This window comes from Pseudodesulfovibrio cashew, from assembly GCF_009762795.1.
Lineage (GTDB): Bacteria > Desulfobacterota > Desulfovibrionia > Desulfovibrionales > Desulfovibrionaceae > Pseudodesulfovibrio > Pseudodesulfovibrio cashew.
Map to the genome: position 1 here is coordinate 1,341,150 of NZ_CP046400.1, position 16,305 is coordinate 1,357,454.

General features: G+C 62.8%; 15 protein-coding genes. 6 read left to right on the top strand and 9 right to left on the bottom strand.

What is annotated here, in order from left to right; translation table 11 throughout:
* Positions 1-216: 216 nt before the first annotated feature.
* Positions 217-2,199: an acetate--CoA ligase gene (gene acs / locus GM415_RS05950; protein WP_158946903.1), complete on the top strand. Its 1,983-nt coding sequence runs from the start codon at positions 217-219 to the stop codon at positions 2,197-2,199.
* Positions 2,200-2,391: 192 nt separating this feature from the next.
* Positions 2,392-3,387 (top strand): oxidoreductase, encoded by a 996-nt coding sequence (locus GM415_RS05955; RefSeq protein ID WP_158946904.1) that lies wholly within the window; start codon positions 2,392-2,394, stop codon positions 3,385-3,387.
* Between the two features lie 35 nt (positions 3,388-3,422).
* On the opposite strand, the gene GM415_RS05960 is transcribed toward GM415_RS05955, so the two are convergent.
* Together GM415_RS05960 and GM415_RS05965 are read right to left on the bottom strand one after the other, a co-directional pair.
* Complete coding sequence (locus tag GM415_RS05960; protein WP_158946905.1) at positions 3,423-4,037, bottom strand: LysE family translocator; 615 nt, start codon at positions 4,035-4,037, stop codon at positions 3,423-3,425.
* A 182-nt stretch (positions 4,038-4,219) separates the two neighbouring features.
* A complete protein-coding gene (locus GM415_RS05965; RefSeq protein ID WP_158946906.1) occupies positions 4,220-4,741 on the bottom strand; it encodes a periplasmic heavy metal sensor in 522 nt (173 codons plus the stop codon).
* Positions 4,742-4,878: 137 nt separating this feature from the next.
* Here GM415_RS05965 and GM415_RS05970 point away from each other — a divergent pair, with 137 nt between their 5' ends.
* Positions 4,879-6,246 (top strand): protein kinase domain-containing protein, encoded by a 1,368-nt coding sequence (locus GM415_RS05970; protein WP_158946907.1) that lies wholly within the window; start codon positions 4,879-4,881, stop codon positions 6,244-6,246.
* Between the two features lie 553 nt (positions 6,247-6,799).
* Here GM415_RS05970 and rlmN read toward each other — a convergent pair.
* Complete coding sequence (gene rlmN / locus GM415_RS05975; RefSeq protein ID WP_158946908.1) at positions 6,800-7,834, bottom strand: dual-specificity RNA methyltransferase RlmN; 1,035 nt, start codon at positions 7,832-7,834, stop codon at positions 6,800-6,802.
* Positions 7,835-8,065: 231 nt separating this feature from the next.
* Here rlmN and GM415_RS05980 point away from each other — a divergent pair, with 231 nt between their 5' ends.
* Both GM415_RS05980 and GM415_RS05985 read left to right on the top strand, forming a co-directional pair.
* Positions 8,066-8,470, top strand: a complete 405-nt coding sequence (locus GM415_RS05980; RefSeq protein ID WP_158946909.1) for a PA2779 family protein — start codon at positions 8,066-8,068, stop codon at positions 8,468-8,470.
* Positions 8,471-8,479: 9 nt separating this feature from the next.
* Complete coding sequence (locus tag GM415_RS05985) at positions 8,480-9,433, top strand: PA2778 family cysteine peptidase (protein WP_158946910.1); 954 nt, start codon at positions 8,480-8,482, stop codon at positions 9,431-9,433.
* A gap of 21 nt (positions 9,434-9,454) precedes the next feature.
* On the opposite strand, the gene GM415_RS05990 is transcribed toward GM415_RS05985, so the two are convergent.
* Positions 9,455-10,042 (bottom strand): TetR/AcrR family transcriptional regulator, encoded by a 588-nt coding sequence (locus tag GM415_RS05990; protein ID WP_158946911.1) that lies wholly within the window; start codon positions 10,040-10,042, stop codon positions 9,455-9,457.
* A gap of 116 nt (positions 10,043-10,158) precedes the next feature.
* On the opposite strand from GM415_RS05990, the gene GM415_RS05995 reads away from it, so the two are divergent.
* Positions 10,159-11,043 carry a DMT family transporter gene (locus GM415_RS05995; protein ID WP_158946912.1) on the top strand — a complete coding sequence of 295 codons (885 nt, stop codon included), beginning with the start codon at positions 10,159-10,161 and terminating at the stop codon, positions 11,041-11,043.
* 59 nt (positions 11,044-11,102) lie between these two features.
* Here GM415_RS05995 and GM415_RS06000 read toward each other — a convergent pair whose 3' ends face one another.
* From GM415_RS06000 to GM415_RS06020, 5 genes are all read right to left on the bottom strand, one after another.
* Positions 11,103-12,614, bottom strand: coding sequence for a sensor domain-containing diguanylate cyclase (locus GM415_RS06000; RefSeq protein ID WP_158946913.1), 1,512 nt, complete (start codon positions 12,612-12,614; stop codon positions 11,103-11,105).
* Positions 12,615-12,889: 275 nt separating this feature from the next.
* Positions 12,890-13,732, bottom strand: coding sequence for a hypothetical protein (locus GM415_RS06005; protein WP_158946914.1), 843 nt, complete (start codon positions 13,730-13,732; stop codon positions 12,890-12,892).
* Between the two features lie 3 nt (positions 13,733-13,735).
* Positions 13,736-13,957 (bottom strand): Bbp19 family protein, encoded by a 222-nt coding sequence (locus GM415_RS06010; RefSeq protein ID WP_158946915.1) that lies wholly within the window; start codon positions 13,955-13,957, stop codon positions 13,736-13,738.
* On the bottom strand, positions 13,947-15,725 hold the full coding sequence (locus GM415_RS06015; RefSeq protein WP_158946916.1) for a portal protein: 1,779 nt from the start codon (positions 15,723-15,725) through the stop codon (positions 13,947-13,949). The genes GM415_RS06010 and GM415_RS06015 overlap by 11 nt, the downstream gene beginning before the upstream one ends.
* A gap of 4 nt (positions 15,726-15,729) precedes the next feature.
* Positions 15,730-16,056: a hypothetical protein gene (locus GM415_RS06020; RefSeq protein WP_158946917.1), complete on the bottom strand. Its 327-nt coding sequence runs from the start codon at positions 16,054-16,056 to the stop codon at positions 15,730-15,732.
* Positions 16,057-16,305 lie beyond the last annotated feature (249 nt).

Genomic DNA, 16,305 nt, shown 5'->3' on the forward strand with positions numbered 1-16,305 from the left:
TGGAGAAACAGGACCGCTGTGACCTTCGGTGCCGTTCACCGGGCGATTTGGAACCGTTCACCTAAAATTGGTCCCGCAAGCGTAATTCTTTCTTTAAATGAGAATGACGGCGACGCGGTTCTCCCGCCCGCCCATCGAGAGAGTCACGAGAGGTGCGGTCCGCTGGAAGCGGATTCCTCATGGAAAGCATATCAACGAAGCCAGGAGTGTAATGACATGAGCGACGAGAAGAAAATCGAGAGCATGCAGAAGGATGGGCAGGTGTTCCAGCCCGACGAGTCCATGCAGGGACAGGCGTGGATCAAGTCCATGGCCGACTACGAGGCCGAACACGAGCGCGCGATGAACGACCCGGAAGGCTACTGGGGCGAGCGGGCCAAGGATCTCCTTTCCTGGTTCTCCGATTTCGACAAGGTCCTGGAGGCGGACTATGACAAGCCCGAGTTCAAGTGGTTCGCGGGCGGCAAGACCAACGTCTCCTATAACTGCCTGGACCGTCACCTGACCAACGGCCGTCGCAACAAGGCCGCGCTCATCTGGCAGGGCGAGCCCGAGGAGGACACCCGAGTCTACTCCTACCAGATGCTGCACACCGAGGTCTGCCGCTTCGCCAACGTGCTCAAGAAGAAAGGCGTGAAGCGCGGCGACCGCGTGGCCCTGTACATGCCCATGATTCCGGAGCTGGCCATCGCCATGCTCGCATGCACCCGCCTGGGCGCACCGCACTCCATCGTTTTTGCCGGGTTCTCCTCCATCGCGCTCCAGTCCCGCATCGAGGACAGCGAAGCCCGTGTCCTGATCACCGCCGACGCCGTCCTGCGCGCCGGCAAGACCATCCCCCTCAAGCCCAATGCGGACGAGGCCCTGAAGGACTGCCCCAGCGTGGAGCAGTGCATCGTGGTCAAACGTGGCGGCAACGACGTGGACATGGTCGAAGGCCGCGACTGCTGGTGGCACGACGAGATCAACGCCGAGGACATCACCTCCGACTGCCCCTGTGAGGAAATGGACGCGGAAGATCCCCTGTTCATCCTGTACACCTCCGGCTCCACGGGCAAGCCCAAGGGCGTGCTCCACACCACAGGCGGCTATCTGACCTACGCCGCCCACACCACCCAGTACGTCTTCGACGTCAAGGATGACGACGTCTACTGGTGTACCGCCGATGTCGGCTGGATCACCGGCCACTCCTACATCGTGTACGGTCCGCTGGCCCTGGGCGCCACCTCGGTCATGTTCGAGGGCGTGCCCAGCTTCCCCAAGCCGGACCGCTACTGGCAGATCGTGGACAAGTTCAAGGTCAACATTTTCTACACCGCTCCCACCGTCATCCGCGCCCTGATGCGCGAGGGCGAGGAGTGGACCAAGCACTACGATCTCTCCTCCCTGCGCCTGCTCGGCTCCGTGGGCGAGCCCATCAACCCCGAGGCCTGGCTCTGGTACCACAAGAATATCGGCGGCGGCAGGCTGCCCATCGTGGACACCTGGTGGCAGACCGAGACCGGCGGGATCATGATCTCCGCCCTTCCGTACGCCACCCCGCTCAAGCCCGGTTCCGCCACGCGCCCGCTGCCCGGCATCGCGGCCAAGATCGTCCGCCGCGACGGTTCCCCGGCCGACCCCAACGAGGGCGGTCACCTCATCATAGACAAGCCTTGGCCCGGCATGCTGCGTAACGTCTGGGGCGACTCCGAGCGCTACAAGACTACCTATTTCGCCGGGTTCCCCGGAGCCTACGAATCCGGTGACGGCGCACGGTACGACGATGACGGCTACTTCTGGATCATGGGTCGCCTGGATGACGTCATCAACGTGTCCGGCCACCGCATGGGCACAGCGGAGATCGAATCCGCCCTGGTGGCCCACGAGGACGTGACCGAGGCCGCCGTTGTCGGCATGCCCCACGAAGTCAAGGGCGAGACCATCTACGCCTACGTGACCCTGAAGGCCGGCGTGGAACCTGATGATGACATGGTGAAGAACCTCAAGATCTGGGTGCGCAAGGAGATCGGCCCCATCGCCACTCCCGAGTTCATCCAGTTCGCCGACGGCCTGCCCAAGACCCGCTCCGGCAAGATCATGCGCCGCGTCCTGCGCAAGATCGTCGAGGGTTCCGGCGACTTCGGCGACACCTCCACCCTGGCCGATCCGTCCGTGGTCACCGACCTGGTGGAAGGCAACAAGGACCTGGTCGGCTAGCCGGTCCCGCGTTTAGTAGAATCAACGCCCTCGCACCATCCGGTGCGGGGGCGTTTCTTTATTGCTGCTGACCTTTTTCCTGCTTTGAGCGGTAACCGAAAAGTGCCTTCTTCCCCGTATCGGTCAGTCATGGCAACATGGAGCGTTATTTCAGGACGGAAGTATTAATCTGTGATGAAGCAGGAGAAGATGATGCCGACAGTCACGACGCCCATTACAATACGGGGGAATATCATCAGGAACCGAATCGCCATGCTGCCCATGGTAACCTTTTCCTTCAAGGGGGGCGGGGATGCCTACTACGGGAAGCAGCACGTGGAACACTACACCAATGCAGCGCGGGCCGGAGCAGGGTTGATCATCCTGCAATCCACCAACGTGGTCGGCGTGGAGCGTGGGGAGGGCATGTGGACCGCCGGGAGCCTAGAGGCGTTGCGCGCCATCGCCAGGAACGCCACGGCTCAAGGAGCCACGGTCATGATGCAGCTGGCTGGCGGTTCCGACGCGGACGGGGACATCAACGACTGGTCCACCGCCGACGTGCTGGACCGGCAGCGCGCCCTGAAGATGGCAGCAGTCAAGGCGGCCGAACTGGGCTTCCATGGAGTGGAGTATCATTTTGCCCATGGGTTCACCCTCTGCCGGTTCATGGACGCGGCCTATAATCAGCGGACCGACGAGTTCGGCGGTTCCCTGGAAAATCGGCTCAGGATCGTGACGGACATCCTTCCGGAAGTACGGGAGCAGGTGCCGGACAACTTTATTATTTCCGCAAGGATGGGGGAGTTTGTTCCCACCGCAGAGGACGGAGCGGCTGCGGCGGTCCATCTGGAGCGGTGCGGCATTGATCTGCTGGATGTATCCTTTGGGATGCGTATGCCGGAGGGGCCGGTGCCGGAAGGGTTCGAGTTCTCTCCGGTGACTCATTCGGGGTACGCAATCAAGCGGGTTGTCTCCATTCCGGTCATCGGCGTTTACGGCATCCGTACGCCGGGCCAGGCGCGGAGACTGGTGGAGGGCGGCTATGCGGACATGGCGGGCGTCGGCAGGGCCATGCTCGCCGACCCCGGGTTCGCCTCCGCCGTGCTTGACGGCACGCCTTACCGGCAATGCCTGGCGTGCAAGCGATGTTTCTGGTTTACGGACCACACCCTGTGTCCGGCGGGCAAGTTGCCCGAGACGCTGTGATCTGAACGGGAAAAGTGCGGACAGCCCGGTGAAGGCTACGCCGTGAACACGATCCTGGCGGCGACCAGCAGGAAGATCACGCCGGTCACCTTGTCGATGACGTGGGCCTTTTCTCGCAGCTTGTCGAGGATGATCGTGTTGGAAAGAATGAGGACGATGGTCGTGTACCACAGCCCGTCGGTGACAAACGGGGTCATGACCGTGACGAGTTGGCCGTTCCTGCCCACGCCCGGATCGATGAACTGGCTGAACAACGCGATGAAGAACAGGCCGATCTTGGGATTGAGGACCGAAATCATGGCTCCGTCCCGTATGGATTCCATGTAGCTTGCCTTTTCTCCCGAAGCCAGCTTGGCGGCAATGCCTCCCTTGGTGCGCAGGGCCTGAACTCCGAGCCAGGCGATGTAGAGCGCCCCGGCGATGGAGATGGCCTTGAACAGGGTGGGCGACTGCTTCAGCACGATGGTCAGGCCGAACAGGGTGACGATGGCGTATCCGGCGATGCCCATGGCGTGGGCCCAGGCCGTGAGCACACCGTTGACCTTGCCGCCGCCGAGGGTGTTCTTTACCACCACGGCCAGGCTCGGGCCGGGGAACATCGCCCCCAGCAGGCAGATGGCAAACAGGGAAATCCACGCGGTAAAAGTCATGCCAGCCTCTTTCGGATACGGTCTGTTGGCCCGGATTCATGCTGGGACCGCCCCTCCGTGAATTCGGACGAGCGGACTATATTGTTTTTCCGGATGGAATGAAAGAGGCAAGCGCGGCAGGGGCGCGGGCCTGTCTTGCGTCCGGTCCGTGTCCCTGCCGCTCGCTTTCGAGGCGGTTCGGGTTATTGCATCATTCCCGATCCACGCATGCCGCTGCCCCAGTTGCCGCCCATCATGCCGCCGTGCATGTAGCCCATGCCGCCGCCCATCATGCCGTAACCGCCGTGCATCATGCCCATGCCGTAGTAGGGCAGGCCCTGCTCGCGCATGTCCGCCTGCATCTCCACCTGGAGCATGTGGCACTGCTTCATCAAGTCACCGGTTTCCCCTGCCAGGGCCGTGACCTTCTTCCTATCGATCTTTTCCTGGGCCAACTCGGCGTTGAGCAGGGCGCGCCTGGCCCACAGCTTGTTGGTCAGGTCAACCAGCTGCGGACGGTATTTCTCCGCAATGGTCTGGTAGGCCTGCTGCTGCTCCTTGGACAGGCCCCAGCCGCCCGTCTGTCCGGCTGGGTAGCCTCTGCCATCCTGTGCGTATCCCTGGCCGCCCATGTGGTAGCCGTGTCCATAGCCCATCTGGGCAAATGCCATGCTTCCGACAAGGAGCATTGCCAATCCGAAAACCAATGCCGTGAACCGTTTCATGTCGACCTCCGGTCTTTGCAAGTATGGATTGCCGCCAGCATAACACGGTTGCCCTCCGGCAACAGTATTATTTTGCGTTTCGCCCTCTCCCTGCCAGGACCATTCCCAATCCGGCGGCTTTGGGGTATCACTTCCCCATGAAGATAGGACGTTACGAAATACGCGGACTGCTTGGGCGCGGCGGCATGGGTGCGGTCTACAAGGCGGCCATGCCCGTCACCGGACGAATCGTGGCCCTCAAGGTGCTCAGGCCGGCCGAGATCATGGAAGATCTGGTGGGCATGGAGGCCCTGACCTCCATGTTCCTCAAGGAGGCCGCTACCATGGCCTCCATCTCCCACGCCAACATCGCCTCCGTGCTCGACGTGCACGACGGTGCGGACGGCTCTCCGGCCCACTTCACCATGGAATACTTCTGCGGCAACCTCGGCGTGCTCATGGGCGAGACCTACGAGGTTGAGGCCCCGTCCCGTCGTCTGGGCGTGGAGGCTTCCCTCCAGCTCGCCCGCGAGATGCTGCGGGGCCTGGATAGGCTGCATTACGAAGGCATCGTCCACCGTGACGTCAAGCCGTTCAACGTCATGCTCGCCGAGGACGAGGGCGGCGTGGGCCATGTCAAGCTCATCGACTTCGGCCTGTCCAAACTGCGCGGCGAACCCACCCCCGGCCCCAAGGGCATGGTCGTGGGCTCCCCGTACTACACCGCCCCGGAACAGGAGGCCGATCCCGAGGCCGCCGACGCCCGTTCCGACATTTTTTCCGTGGGCATCACACTCTACCGCATGCTCACCGGCTGCCTTCCCACCGAGGACCCTGCAGCGCGCCGACCAGTCTGCGAACTCCACCCCGACCTGGACTGCGCCTGGGACGACATGTTTGCCCAGGCCCTGGCCCCGGACCCCGCCGGTCGCTACCCGGACGCCATGACCATGATCGCTGCTCTGGACTCGCTCGAAGCCAAGTGGCGCGATCAGAAGGACGCCGTCTGCTCCGGCGTGGACCTGCTCCTCGAACCCGAGCGCCATGCCCCGGACTGGACCCCGCGCGACGTCCCGATCAAGGTACCCCTCAAGGCTGCCCGCGAACGCTTCGCCCTCGACGAGCTCTGGCGGCCTACCGAATACGGCCAGGGCGATTTCCTCGATCACTACGACGGCACCGTGCTCGACCGCGCCACCGGCCTGATCTGGGAAAAGTACGGCTCCCGCTATCCTCTCACCTGGGAACGCGCACACCAGCACGTGGCCCGGCTCAACAAGCACGCCTACGGCAACCGCACCGACTGGCGGCTGCCCACCGTGGAGGAGCTCACGACCCTCTTCACCGGCCGCACCGAACCCGGCGACTTCTGCCAGCAGTCCGCCTTCGATCCGCGCAAGGCCAGGCTTTGGAGCGCCGACACCAAGGCCTTCAGCGCCGCCTGGTATGCCGACGCCGAGCTCGGTTTCGTCTGGTGGCAGGACCGCACCTGCCGCTTCTTCGCCCGCGCCGTCTGCGGCCAATAGGGTGGGTGTTGCGGCCTGCGCGATCTTTTTCCGACAAGCGCAGAAGCGGAATTGCGTTCAAGTCGCGACGATACAATTCCATACGCGTGACGGGGTTCATGGACGAGTTGGATGATTCGTTGCCGACAACTCACATGGTCTGGCGTGCGAAACTCCGAATTTAAGGAGTGGATTGAAAGAATCGATCAGTGATAAGAGGGGGCAAGGAGGAGAATATAATGCAAAAATCGAAAAGAGAATTCGCTTGGATCCGCTTTGTGGGGCCGCCGAACCCCAACTCGAAACGGTTGTTTCCAAAGGAGCACTTCAAGAGGTTTCACTGCGGCACATATCTCGTTTCAGACAAGGCGTCTGACGACTCGGACAAGAGTTCGGATACGAAATAGTTTTATTTTCAACGCCATGTCGGATAACGGCCATGCGCTTAATGGCCGTATCTACAATCACGGCCACATAACAGCCCGGCGCAGCAGAAGAACGTGCCGGGGCAAAGTTGTTGTTTCGTGAAACTCCGCGACTATAAAAATCAATAAAATAAAACCGGAAACAACTCTTACGCCTGCTCGCCCGCTTTCAGCTGGCCGCAGGCGGCTTTGATGTCGGAGCCCATGGAGCGTCGGATGAAGGCGGTGAGGCCGTGTTTCCAGAGGCGTTTCTCGAAGGCTTCGACGCGTTCGCGGTCGGGTGCCTGGTAGGGCATGCCTTCGGTTGCGTTGTAGGCGATGAGATTGATCTTGCCCTTTTTGCGGTCGATGAGCTTGGCGAGCTGGTCCGCGTGCTCAAGGGAGTCGTTGACGTCCTTGAGTAGCAGGTATTCGAAGGTGATTCGCTCGCGCGGGCGCATGGGGTAGCTGTTGAGGCAGTTCATGAGGTCGTCGAGGTGGACCTTGGCGGCCTTGGGCATGATCTTGGCGCGCAGCTCCTGGGTGGGGGCGTGCAGGGATATGGCGGGCAGGGCGACCTCGAGATCGCCGAGAATGCGGAGCTTGTCGGGGAAGCCCACGGTGGAGACCATGGAGCGTCGCCAGGACAGGGAGAGGCCGCGCTCGCAGGGCAGGTCGTTGAGGACCTTGAGGAGCGTGTCGAGGTTGAGCAGCGGCTCGCCCATGCCCATGAACACGAGGTTCTTGAGCGGGTTCATGCCCAGGTCTTCCAGGTATTGGCGACCCACCAGGATCTGGCCCATGATTTCGCCGTAGGTCAGGTTGCGTTCGAAGCCGAGCTTGCCCGTGTTGCAAAAGGTGCAGGCCATGGCGCAGCCCACCTGGGTGGAGAGGCACTGGGAGTAGCGGTCCTGCATGGGGATGAGCACGGTCTCGATGAGCGCGCCGTCGGTCATGCGCAGCAGAAATTTGATGGTGCCGTCCTTGGACTGCTGGACCTTGGCGATATCCGGCCAGATGATGTCGGCCATGGATTTGAGCTGTTCGCGCAGCGGCTTGGAGAGGTTGGTCATGCCGTCGATGTCACGGACGCGCTTCTGCCACAGCCACTGCCAGATCTGCTCCGCCCGGAATCGGGGGAGTTTCAGGTCCCCGGCCACAAAGGCTTCGAGGTCGTTCTTGTTCAGCTCGATGAGGTTTTGCATGCGTGTCCCTATGTAGGTCATTGAGCGGGCGTGTCAAGTGAAGCCGTGTTTTCGGGATCAGGTTGTGCCCGTGTGGAGCCCTGGCGCGTATATGTTGAGGGGACCTTTGCCGTTGCGGCAAGAGCTCCTGGCAGGCCCTGAAAGTCGGGTGTTGAGCAAAGTCTCCCCGGTGTGCTATCAGGGGGACACCTGGCTGAATAGTATTGGAATTAAACTGGAGGAAAATCCGAAATGTGGAATAGAATAGTCAAGTATGCCTGTTACATCACCATTGTCTGCATGATGGTGCTGAACGTATCCGTGCCCATGGCCAAAGCGGAGATGATCTCCACCGAGACGTCCATTGCCGCCAGCCAGAGCGAGGCAAACCGCGACCTGGTTCGCTCGTTTTTCCAGCGGGACGACCTGCGGCAGGCCCTGACCGAGCGAGGAATCAATGTGGATGAGGCCCAGGCCCGTATCGATAGCCTCTCGGACGAGGAAGTCGCTTCCCTGGCTGATCGCATCCAGGACATGCCCGCTGGTGCGGGTGCGCTGGGAACGATCCTCGGCGCGGCGTTGCTGGTGTTCATCATCCTTTTGATCACGGATATCGCCGGGGCCACTGACGTGTTCCCGTTCGTGAAGAAGCAGTAGACTCATCATATGACGACCCAAAGACCGCGCAGTGTCCGCAAGGGCGCTGCCGGTCTCCTTTTTCTTCTGCTCACCGTGATGACCACGGCGGGGTGCGCCCTGCATCCGGGCGGCGAGCTGACCCTTCCGCAGGACGGCCCGCCGCGAGTCGTGGTGCATGACGTGCCTTTTTATGCCCAGGAAGAGTATCAGTGTGGTCCGGCCACGCTGGCCATGGCCCTGGGCTGGAGCGGCGTGCGCGTCACCCCGGACGCGCTGAAGGCGGAGGTATACACCCCGTCCGAGAAGGGGAGCCTGCAAAGCGCCATGGTCGCGGCGGCCAGGCGGCACGGGCGCATGGCCTATGTGCTCAGGGGCAGGGATTTCCTGCTGGACGAGTTGGCGGCGGGCAATCCGGTCATCTTGCTGCAAAACCTCGGGCTGTCGTGGTATCCGGTGTGGCATTATGCCGTGGCCGTGGGCTACGACAGGGATGAGGACGCGGTGCTGCTGCACACCGGTACCATGCGAAGTCGCTATTATCCGCTGGGCCTCCTGGACAGGACCTGGGCCCGGAGCGGATATTGGGGGCTGCTGGTCCTGCCGCCCGCGAGGATGCCCGCATTCGTGGAAGAGACGCCGTGGCTCAAGGGCGCGGTGGGCCTGGAGAGGGCCGGGCGGACGCGTGAGGCCCTGGCTGCTTACGAGGTCGCAACCGCGAAGTGGCCAGGGAGCTATGACGCCTGGATGGGCGTGGGCAACAGCCGGTATGCGCTCGGGCGGGACGAACTGTCCGCCAAAGCCTTCGGGCGGGCCGTGGCGATCAGGCCCGACAACGGTATCGCCTACAACAACCTCGCCAATGTGCTGGCCCGGCTGGGCAGAAGGGAAGAGGCCGTGGCCGCCGCCGAAAAGGCCGTGGCCTGCGGCGGACCGCACATCGAGGTCTTCAGGAAGACGCTCTCCGAAATCCGTCAGCCGTAATTTCGTGCATGGCCGTGAAGGTCAGGAACAGAGTTTCATGAACTGTCGTACGGTGCGCCCGGCGTGCTCGGTGATTTCTTCGGGCGAAGGCGGGGCGTGCAGGCCGACGAGGACGCCCATACGCATGGAGAGGAGGGTATCCAGCAGCATCCTGACCGCATACTCCGTGTCCTCTGCGTGGCATCGCTCTTCAATGAACCGGGCCAGCCGGGTCCGGGTATCACGCGGCCCAGCCGCGTAGAAGGCGCGCGTCAGTTCCGGCGCCTCCGGTCCCTCCGCGATGAGCAGCCGGATGCCTGCCAGATGCTCTTCGGACATGTGGTGGGCGAGAAAACCGGCGGCAAAGCGGCTCAGCGCCAGTCGGGTATCTTCCCTGTCCAATTCTTTGAGAAATTCACTCCCATTGTCTTCCCGGCGGGCCTCCAGGCAGGCCTGGAAGAGCTGCTCCTTGGACTCGAAATAGCGGTAGACCGTCTGTTTGGTCACCCCGGCCTTTTTCGCGATCCTGTCCATGCCCGCACCAAGGTATCCTTCGGAAAGAAACACCTCCCAGGCGGCCCTCAGAATGGCCTCCCGCTTCCGCTCCTTTTTCTGCTCGATCCTTGTCATACCTGCCTCCCGGCCCGTTTTCAAAATCATACTTTACAGTATGATTTGTCTTGACACAACGGAAAAGCGCCGTAAGAATCATACCCATGAGTATGATTTTGAAAACGGGGCAAATCATGATCCTGACCAGAATATCCGCACTGCTTCCCGACGACTCGCGGGACAAGGGGAGGCTGGCCGCTCTCGGGGGCGGCCTGCTTATCAGCTTCGATCCCGTGTTCATTCGGTTGTCTGGAACGGGCGGCTTCGACACCGCGTTTCTGTTCGGCCTGTTTACGGCCATATCCATGTTTCTGCTCATCCGGATGACGGATGAGCGGGGTGTGCTCGGAGTGTTACGGGATGGCGGCTGGCCGCTGGTGGTGTCGGGCCTGCTCATCCTGGGCAGTGCGTCCACCTTCGTGTTGAGCGTCAAGCACACCGCCGTGGCCAACACCATGATCATCCTGAGCGGGCGGCCCGTGCTCACGGCCCTGGCATCATGGATCTTCCTGAGGGAGCGCACTTCCAAGGCGCTGTGGCTGGCCATCGTCGGGGTGATCGCCGGGATTTTCATCGTGGTGTCGGGATCTCTGGAGTCGGGCAACGTCCTTGGCGACGGCCTTGCCCTTATCACCGTGACCTGCCTTGGTTTGAACGGGACCCTGTGGCGGCGCTACAAGTCCATCAGTCGGTTGGCCGTGGTTGGCCTGGGCGGTCTGTTCATTGCGCTGGTCATGTTCGTACCTGCGGCTCCGTCCGACTTCTCTCCCGCCACCTGGCTGGTCATGGCGGCCATGGGCTTGGGCTCCGCCCCGCTGGGCCGGGTGCTGAACGCGGTCTCTTCCCGCTATATCCCCGCCGCCGAGATGGCCACCATCGCCCTGTCCAGCGCCGTGTTGGCCCCTGGCTGGGTTTTCCTCATCTTTGCGGAGCAGCCTTCCGCAGCGACCTTGCTGGGCGGCACCGTGGTGCTTGGCTCCATCTTTTCGTATATCGTCATGACCCGGCAAAGGGCGTGACCCCGGTCCTGCGGTCTGAAGATTGGGAATGCCGGAGCAGCGGAGTGGAAGGATTACCTCTAACCCTGTGGCGCGGCGTCTGTCGGGGGAAGGTCGCGGCAGGACACCAGGATGTTGCGCCCTTTTCTCTTTGCCGCATAGAGAGCCTTGTCGGCGAGCTCGTACAGTATGTTGCGGGTATGGCATGGAGTGTCTGCGGGAAGCCCTGCGACGCCTATACTGACGGTCTGGTTAATTCGTTTCTTTTCCACCCATATGGGCGTCGATTCGACGTCTTTTCGGATGCGTTCTCCGATGTTACTAGCGACCTTTTCATCTATGCCGGGCAGCAGAATGGCGAACTCTTCTCCCCCGATGCGGGCCAGCATGTCCGACCCCCGCAGGTTTTGCTGGCAGAGTGCCGAGATGTGGCACAGGACGTCATCGCCGATGGAGTGCCCCCACGTGTCGTTTACCTTTTTGAAGTAATCAACGTCGAGCAGAAGGAGGGAAAAGGACTTCCCCGTTTCTTCAAACCGCCGCATCAGGCGGTTGAACCGCTTGTCGAAGCTCCCCCGGTTGTCCGCGCCGGTGAGCGGGTCGGTGTTCGCCTCATGGCGGAGCTTCTCCTCCGCTTCCTTGCGTTGGCGGATTTCCACCGCGATTCCGGATAGCTTGCGCAACCTGCCGTCCCTGTTGGCGGAAAGCTTGGCGATTACCTCCACCCAGACGAGGCTTCCGTCATCCCTGATCAGGCGCAGGTCCTCACGGAAGGTTGTCTTATCCTGCGCTACGTGCTCCCGGATGCTGTCGAATACGCCCTTGCGGTCCTGCGGATGAATGCGTCGCAACATGGCGAACAGGGACATGTGGATATTGTCGGTGAGTCTGGTCGAGGTAGCGAACAACTCCGGGCTGCACCAGAAGTGTCCGTTGATGATGTCCAGCTCCCATGCACTGGATTCGGTAATGCCTTGCAGGATTTCGAATTGCTTGGTCCTGGAGGAGAGCCTGTCCCGCAGGATCGCGTTGGAAATGAGGTAGGTGGCCGTTCTCAGGAGCGCGATTTCCACGTCGCTCCAGTGGTATTTCCGGAGGCAGTCGTCGAAACCCAGTATGCCCCACCATTTCCCTTCGACGATGATGGGGATGGTGAGCATGGAGAGGATGTTCTGCGAGCGCAGGTCGTCCTTGAATTCGCCGTCCTCCAGTTGTTCCGTAATCACGCTCTGCCACTCGCCCCGTTGCCTGCTGGCCACTATTCGGCGGTATTCCTCGGAGGCCTGGCGCAGGTCTTTGCGAAACACGCTGAAACGGGGCATGGCGAGCTGGACGTGCTCGGGGCAGTCAGCCCATTCGAAGGGGTAATCCTGAACGATATACTCGTCGGTGAGTTCGATGAGCTGGAATATCCAAACTCTGCTGACGCGGGTGATGCGGCCGAGGTCGGCCATCAGGTCTATGACGCCGTCGGGCCAGCCCTTGCCGCTGGTCAGTTCCTCGGCGCTCCTTGCGATGGCGGCGAGCAGGCTGCTCTGTTGATCGTTCTGTGTCTGACCGAGCTGGTCAACGCGGCCTATGCGTAATGTCATGCAGGTCTGTTCACTCCGTCTGCCTCCCGGCCGTTTTCATCGTTCCGGGTGCTGTAGGCTTTTCTCGTATGATGTCCGAATAAGAACTGGTTTTGCCAATGTAAGGTCGTTCAAAGCGCACCGTCAAGCAACGGGTGGGAACGGTGCGAGTTTGTAACGCGTGGGGACGGCCATGGGTAATGCAGTCCTTCTTTGTCACGGCTTCTTCTCCTTGATTTATTTGAGGGCCGGAAGGGTGGATGCCGCCCTCCCGGCCCTGTTCGGGGAGGGGCGGCCTAGAGGCGGCTGCCCGGGATGTAGTCGCCGGGGTAGAGCTGCTCGAAGCCCTTGCGGATCTTGGCCACGAACTCGGGGTCGCGCTTGAGCGGGTCGTGGTAGCGCGGGTCCTGCATCATCTCGCGCAGTTTCTCGCGGGAGAGCTCCTCGCCCCAGCCCGAGCCCGAGGTGCGCATGCCGGACTCCAGGACCAGGGGAGCCATCTTGGCGAAGGCCGCGATGACAGCGGCGCGGTCGCCCGCCCGGGTCTGGTCCAAAGCGTGGAGCAGGTCCTTGCCGCCGAGGACCTCGGCCGTGCGCAGGGCGTTGTCGAGCATGCGGGGCGTTTCGCCCCGGTGGACGGCGCGCAGGGATTCCAGTTCGCTGTCCTTGAGTTGGCGCGCCTCGGCTTCGAGCCCGGCGTGGGTGTCGAGGACCAGGGGCAGAAACCACTGGTACAGGCCAGCCACCTGCTCAGGGGTCAGGCCGAGATCGAAGGCTATGGACCTGAAGCCCTCAAGCATGGCCTCCTGGACCTCGAAGCCGTCGGGCAGGTCGATTTCGGGCAGGGCGTAGCCGTCCGGGGCCTCCGGGCGGCCCAAGGCGGCGTAGAAGGCGGCCACCTGTTCCGGGCCGTCGTCCTTTCCGGGCATGCGCACGTATCCCTCGGGCGTCTTGCCGAGCATGCGCTGGGCGTGGACAAGAGCCTTCACGGCCTCGTCCTTGGTCTTGTAGTCCCTGAGCGCCGGGTGTTCGCGCAGGGGGATCTCCACTTCGCTCCCGTCCTCGGCGAGCTGTTTTACGGTCCATTCCTCGGGCATGGTCATGCGCCAGTCGGCGGTTGCATTGGTCGTTTTCGTCATGGGTTAGTTCTCCTTTTGAATGAAGTTGGTTTCGTCGCACATGTGTTTCACATGCAGGACAAGTGATCTGCGGCCCTCGTTTACGAGGGTCCTGCCGGGTTCAGCGGAAAAGGTGGAGCCGAGGAAGCAGCCCCTCTTTTCCAGGTCTTTCATGATGGTTTCGCCGTCCGGGGTGGCGAAGACCCGCTTGTAGGCGCGGTGCAGCTCCAGGGGGTTACGCTCCATGGCGAACCTCCGTGTTGCCGGGCTCTGGCGGACCGGGCTGTTGCGGCGGTTGGGCTGTCTGTTGCGGTGTTCCGTCCGCAAAGGCCTGGAGCCCGCCGTTCTTGAGCAGGGTCAGCACCTCGGTGAGCAGGCTGGGTCGCTCGGTGGATGCCTCGGACAGGGTCTTGGCCAAGGCGGCCATCTGGGCCACGGCCCCGGCGGTCTGCGCCGTTGCCTGCGCCTGGGACTGGTCCTGGGCCTTGCGATTCCTCGTTTCGGCAACCTCGGGCTCTGGCTTGACGTAGTCGGCGGGGGTGCCGAAGAGGTCGGCAGCGTGGCGGGCCACCCGGTCGGTGTCGAAGTTGTCCATGATCCCGAAGGGATCGCCCGTGCCCACCAGCGGGGCCAGGTGCTGCATGACCTGGGGCAGGGCCTGGGCCTGATACTGCTTCTGCGCCCGCGCCACGGGCGAGGTGTAGCGGACCTCAACGTCGTCCGGGGTCAGTCCCTCAGGGAAGGGTGGCAGTTGCCCGGCCCGGAGCATGATCCGGAAGACCCTCTTTATGAGCGGGCTGAGGAACTCGGTCTGGAGCCTGCCGAGGACCGGGCCCAGGGCGCGCATTTTTTCGCTCTGGCGGATGACCGCCTCGGTGGCCGATACCGCCGGTCCCTCCGGGGTGAGCTGGTCGCCCAGGAAGATGCGCCGGATGGAGTCGCGCCGCTGCTGCATCATCCGCTCGGTGGCGGCCAGGTCCACGCGCACGGGCAGGGCCTCGATGCGGTCACCGGACCCGGCCCGGTAATAGGACAGGCCGCCCGGGCCCGAGCGGACCGGGCCGAGGAAGCCGTCGTCCGGCACCATGAGCGGCGGGTCCGACATCTTCTCGGCGGCCATGAGCGCGGTGCGGGCCATGGCGTTGAGCACGCGGGTATCCGAGAGCGCGGTCTGGCCCGGCCCCCGTCCGTATATCTCGCCCGCGGCCTTGGCCCAGCGAGGGACCAGGTAGGGCATCTCCAGGTAGCCGGAGTTCTCCAGCACGGTCTCGGTGGCCGTCTCCACGTATACCGAGGCATAGGGGAAGTTGGCCGCGCCCATGGCGAAGGGGTCGCGGTCCAGGCGGGGAAAGACCGCGTGCAGGATCGTGACTTTCTCGTCCGGGCTGTCCGTGCCCTTGCGCCGCAGCTCGTCCGAGCAGGTGGCCGTCCACTCGCGCGCGGCCTGCCTGGCCGGGATCTCGTAGCGGCGGTACACGGTGTCCACCACGCCCCGCGCGGACTCGGCAGCGTAGATCTCGCCCAGGGGCCGGGTGGAGAAGCGGACCACGGTCTCGGGGTCGGCCTCCACGTACATGACCGCCGTGCCGAGCAGGGCCACGTCCAGGTAGAGCTCGTGGACATTGGACTGGAAGCCCGTGTCCTCGGAGTTGAACAGGGCCGCGATGCGCTCCCTGGCCTGTTCCAGGAAGTCGCGGGCCGTTTTGTCGTCGCCGGTTCGCCTGTCCTTTGCGCGGATGTCGAACCAGGGTATGGCCGGGTTGGTCAGCAGCCCGCCCAGAGACGATGCCAGCAGCTCCAGGGCGTGCATGGGCGTGGAGTCAAAGATCCGTTCGTCGCCGGAGCGCCCGCGGGTCAGCCCGCCCGAGGCGAAGGAGTTCTTGCGGGGCAGCATGTACTCCGTGAGCTCCTGCCAGGAAGACACCCAGGGCTGCCGCGTCTCTTCCAGGCCCTCAAACCGTGCAAGCAGGGAGCGAGCCAGTTCCTGTTTTGCGTTGTCGTGTTTCTGTCGCATGCAGTTACTCTCCGAACTTCTGCTTGAGGCCGGAGACTTTCACCGCCGCCTTGTTCGTCAGGCCGGACCCGCCGCTGAGCAGGGTAGTCTGGCCTTGGGTTGAGGCGGTTGCCGCGCGTCGTCGTTCCTGGTCGCGGGCCTCGGTGACCTTTTCCCGCTCCCTGCGGCGGTCGTCCGCCTCCTGTTGCCGCTGTTCCTCTTCGCGGGCCTTTCTTTCGGCCTTGAGCCGGTCCGCCTGATCTCCGGCTGCGCCGCCGGTTTTGGCCGTCATCTGGGTGGCGAGGTTGAGTGCCGTGCTGATGAGGCTCATTGCGCCTGCCGATGCTCCCATGGGTGTATCCTCCTTGGGGGTTAAAGGGTTTTCCGGAACCCTACCCCCGGTTTTCGGCCCGGGATGAAAACGGGCGTCAGCGGGCGAAAAAAGGACGTCATAGGGCGAAATCGGGTGTTGACACGATTTGGGGAGAGGCGATTTTTTCGCCTTGCGCTGGGCGGGGAATAGGGGGGTTGACGGACTTTTCGTGCGGCGTATATATTATATGTGCCGAAGTTGCCCGTTCGCGGGCCAGCGCCGACCAGG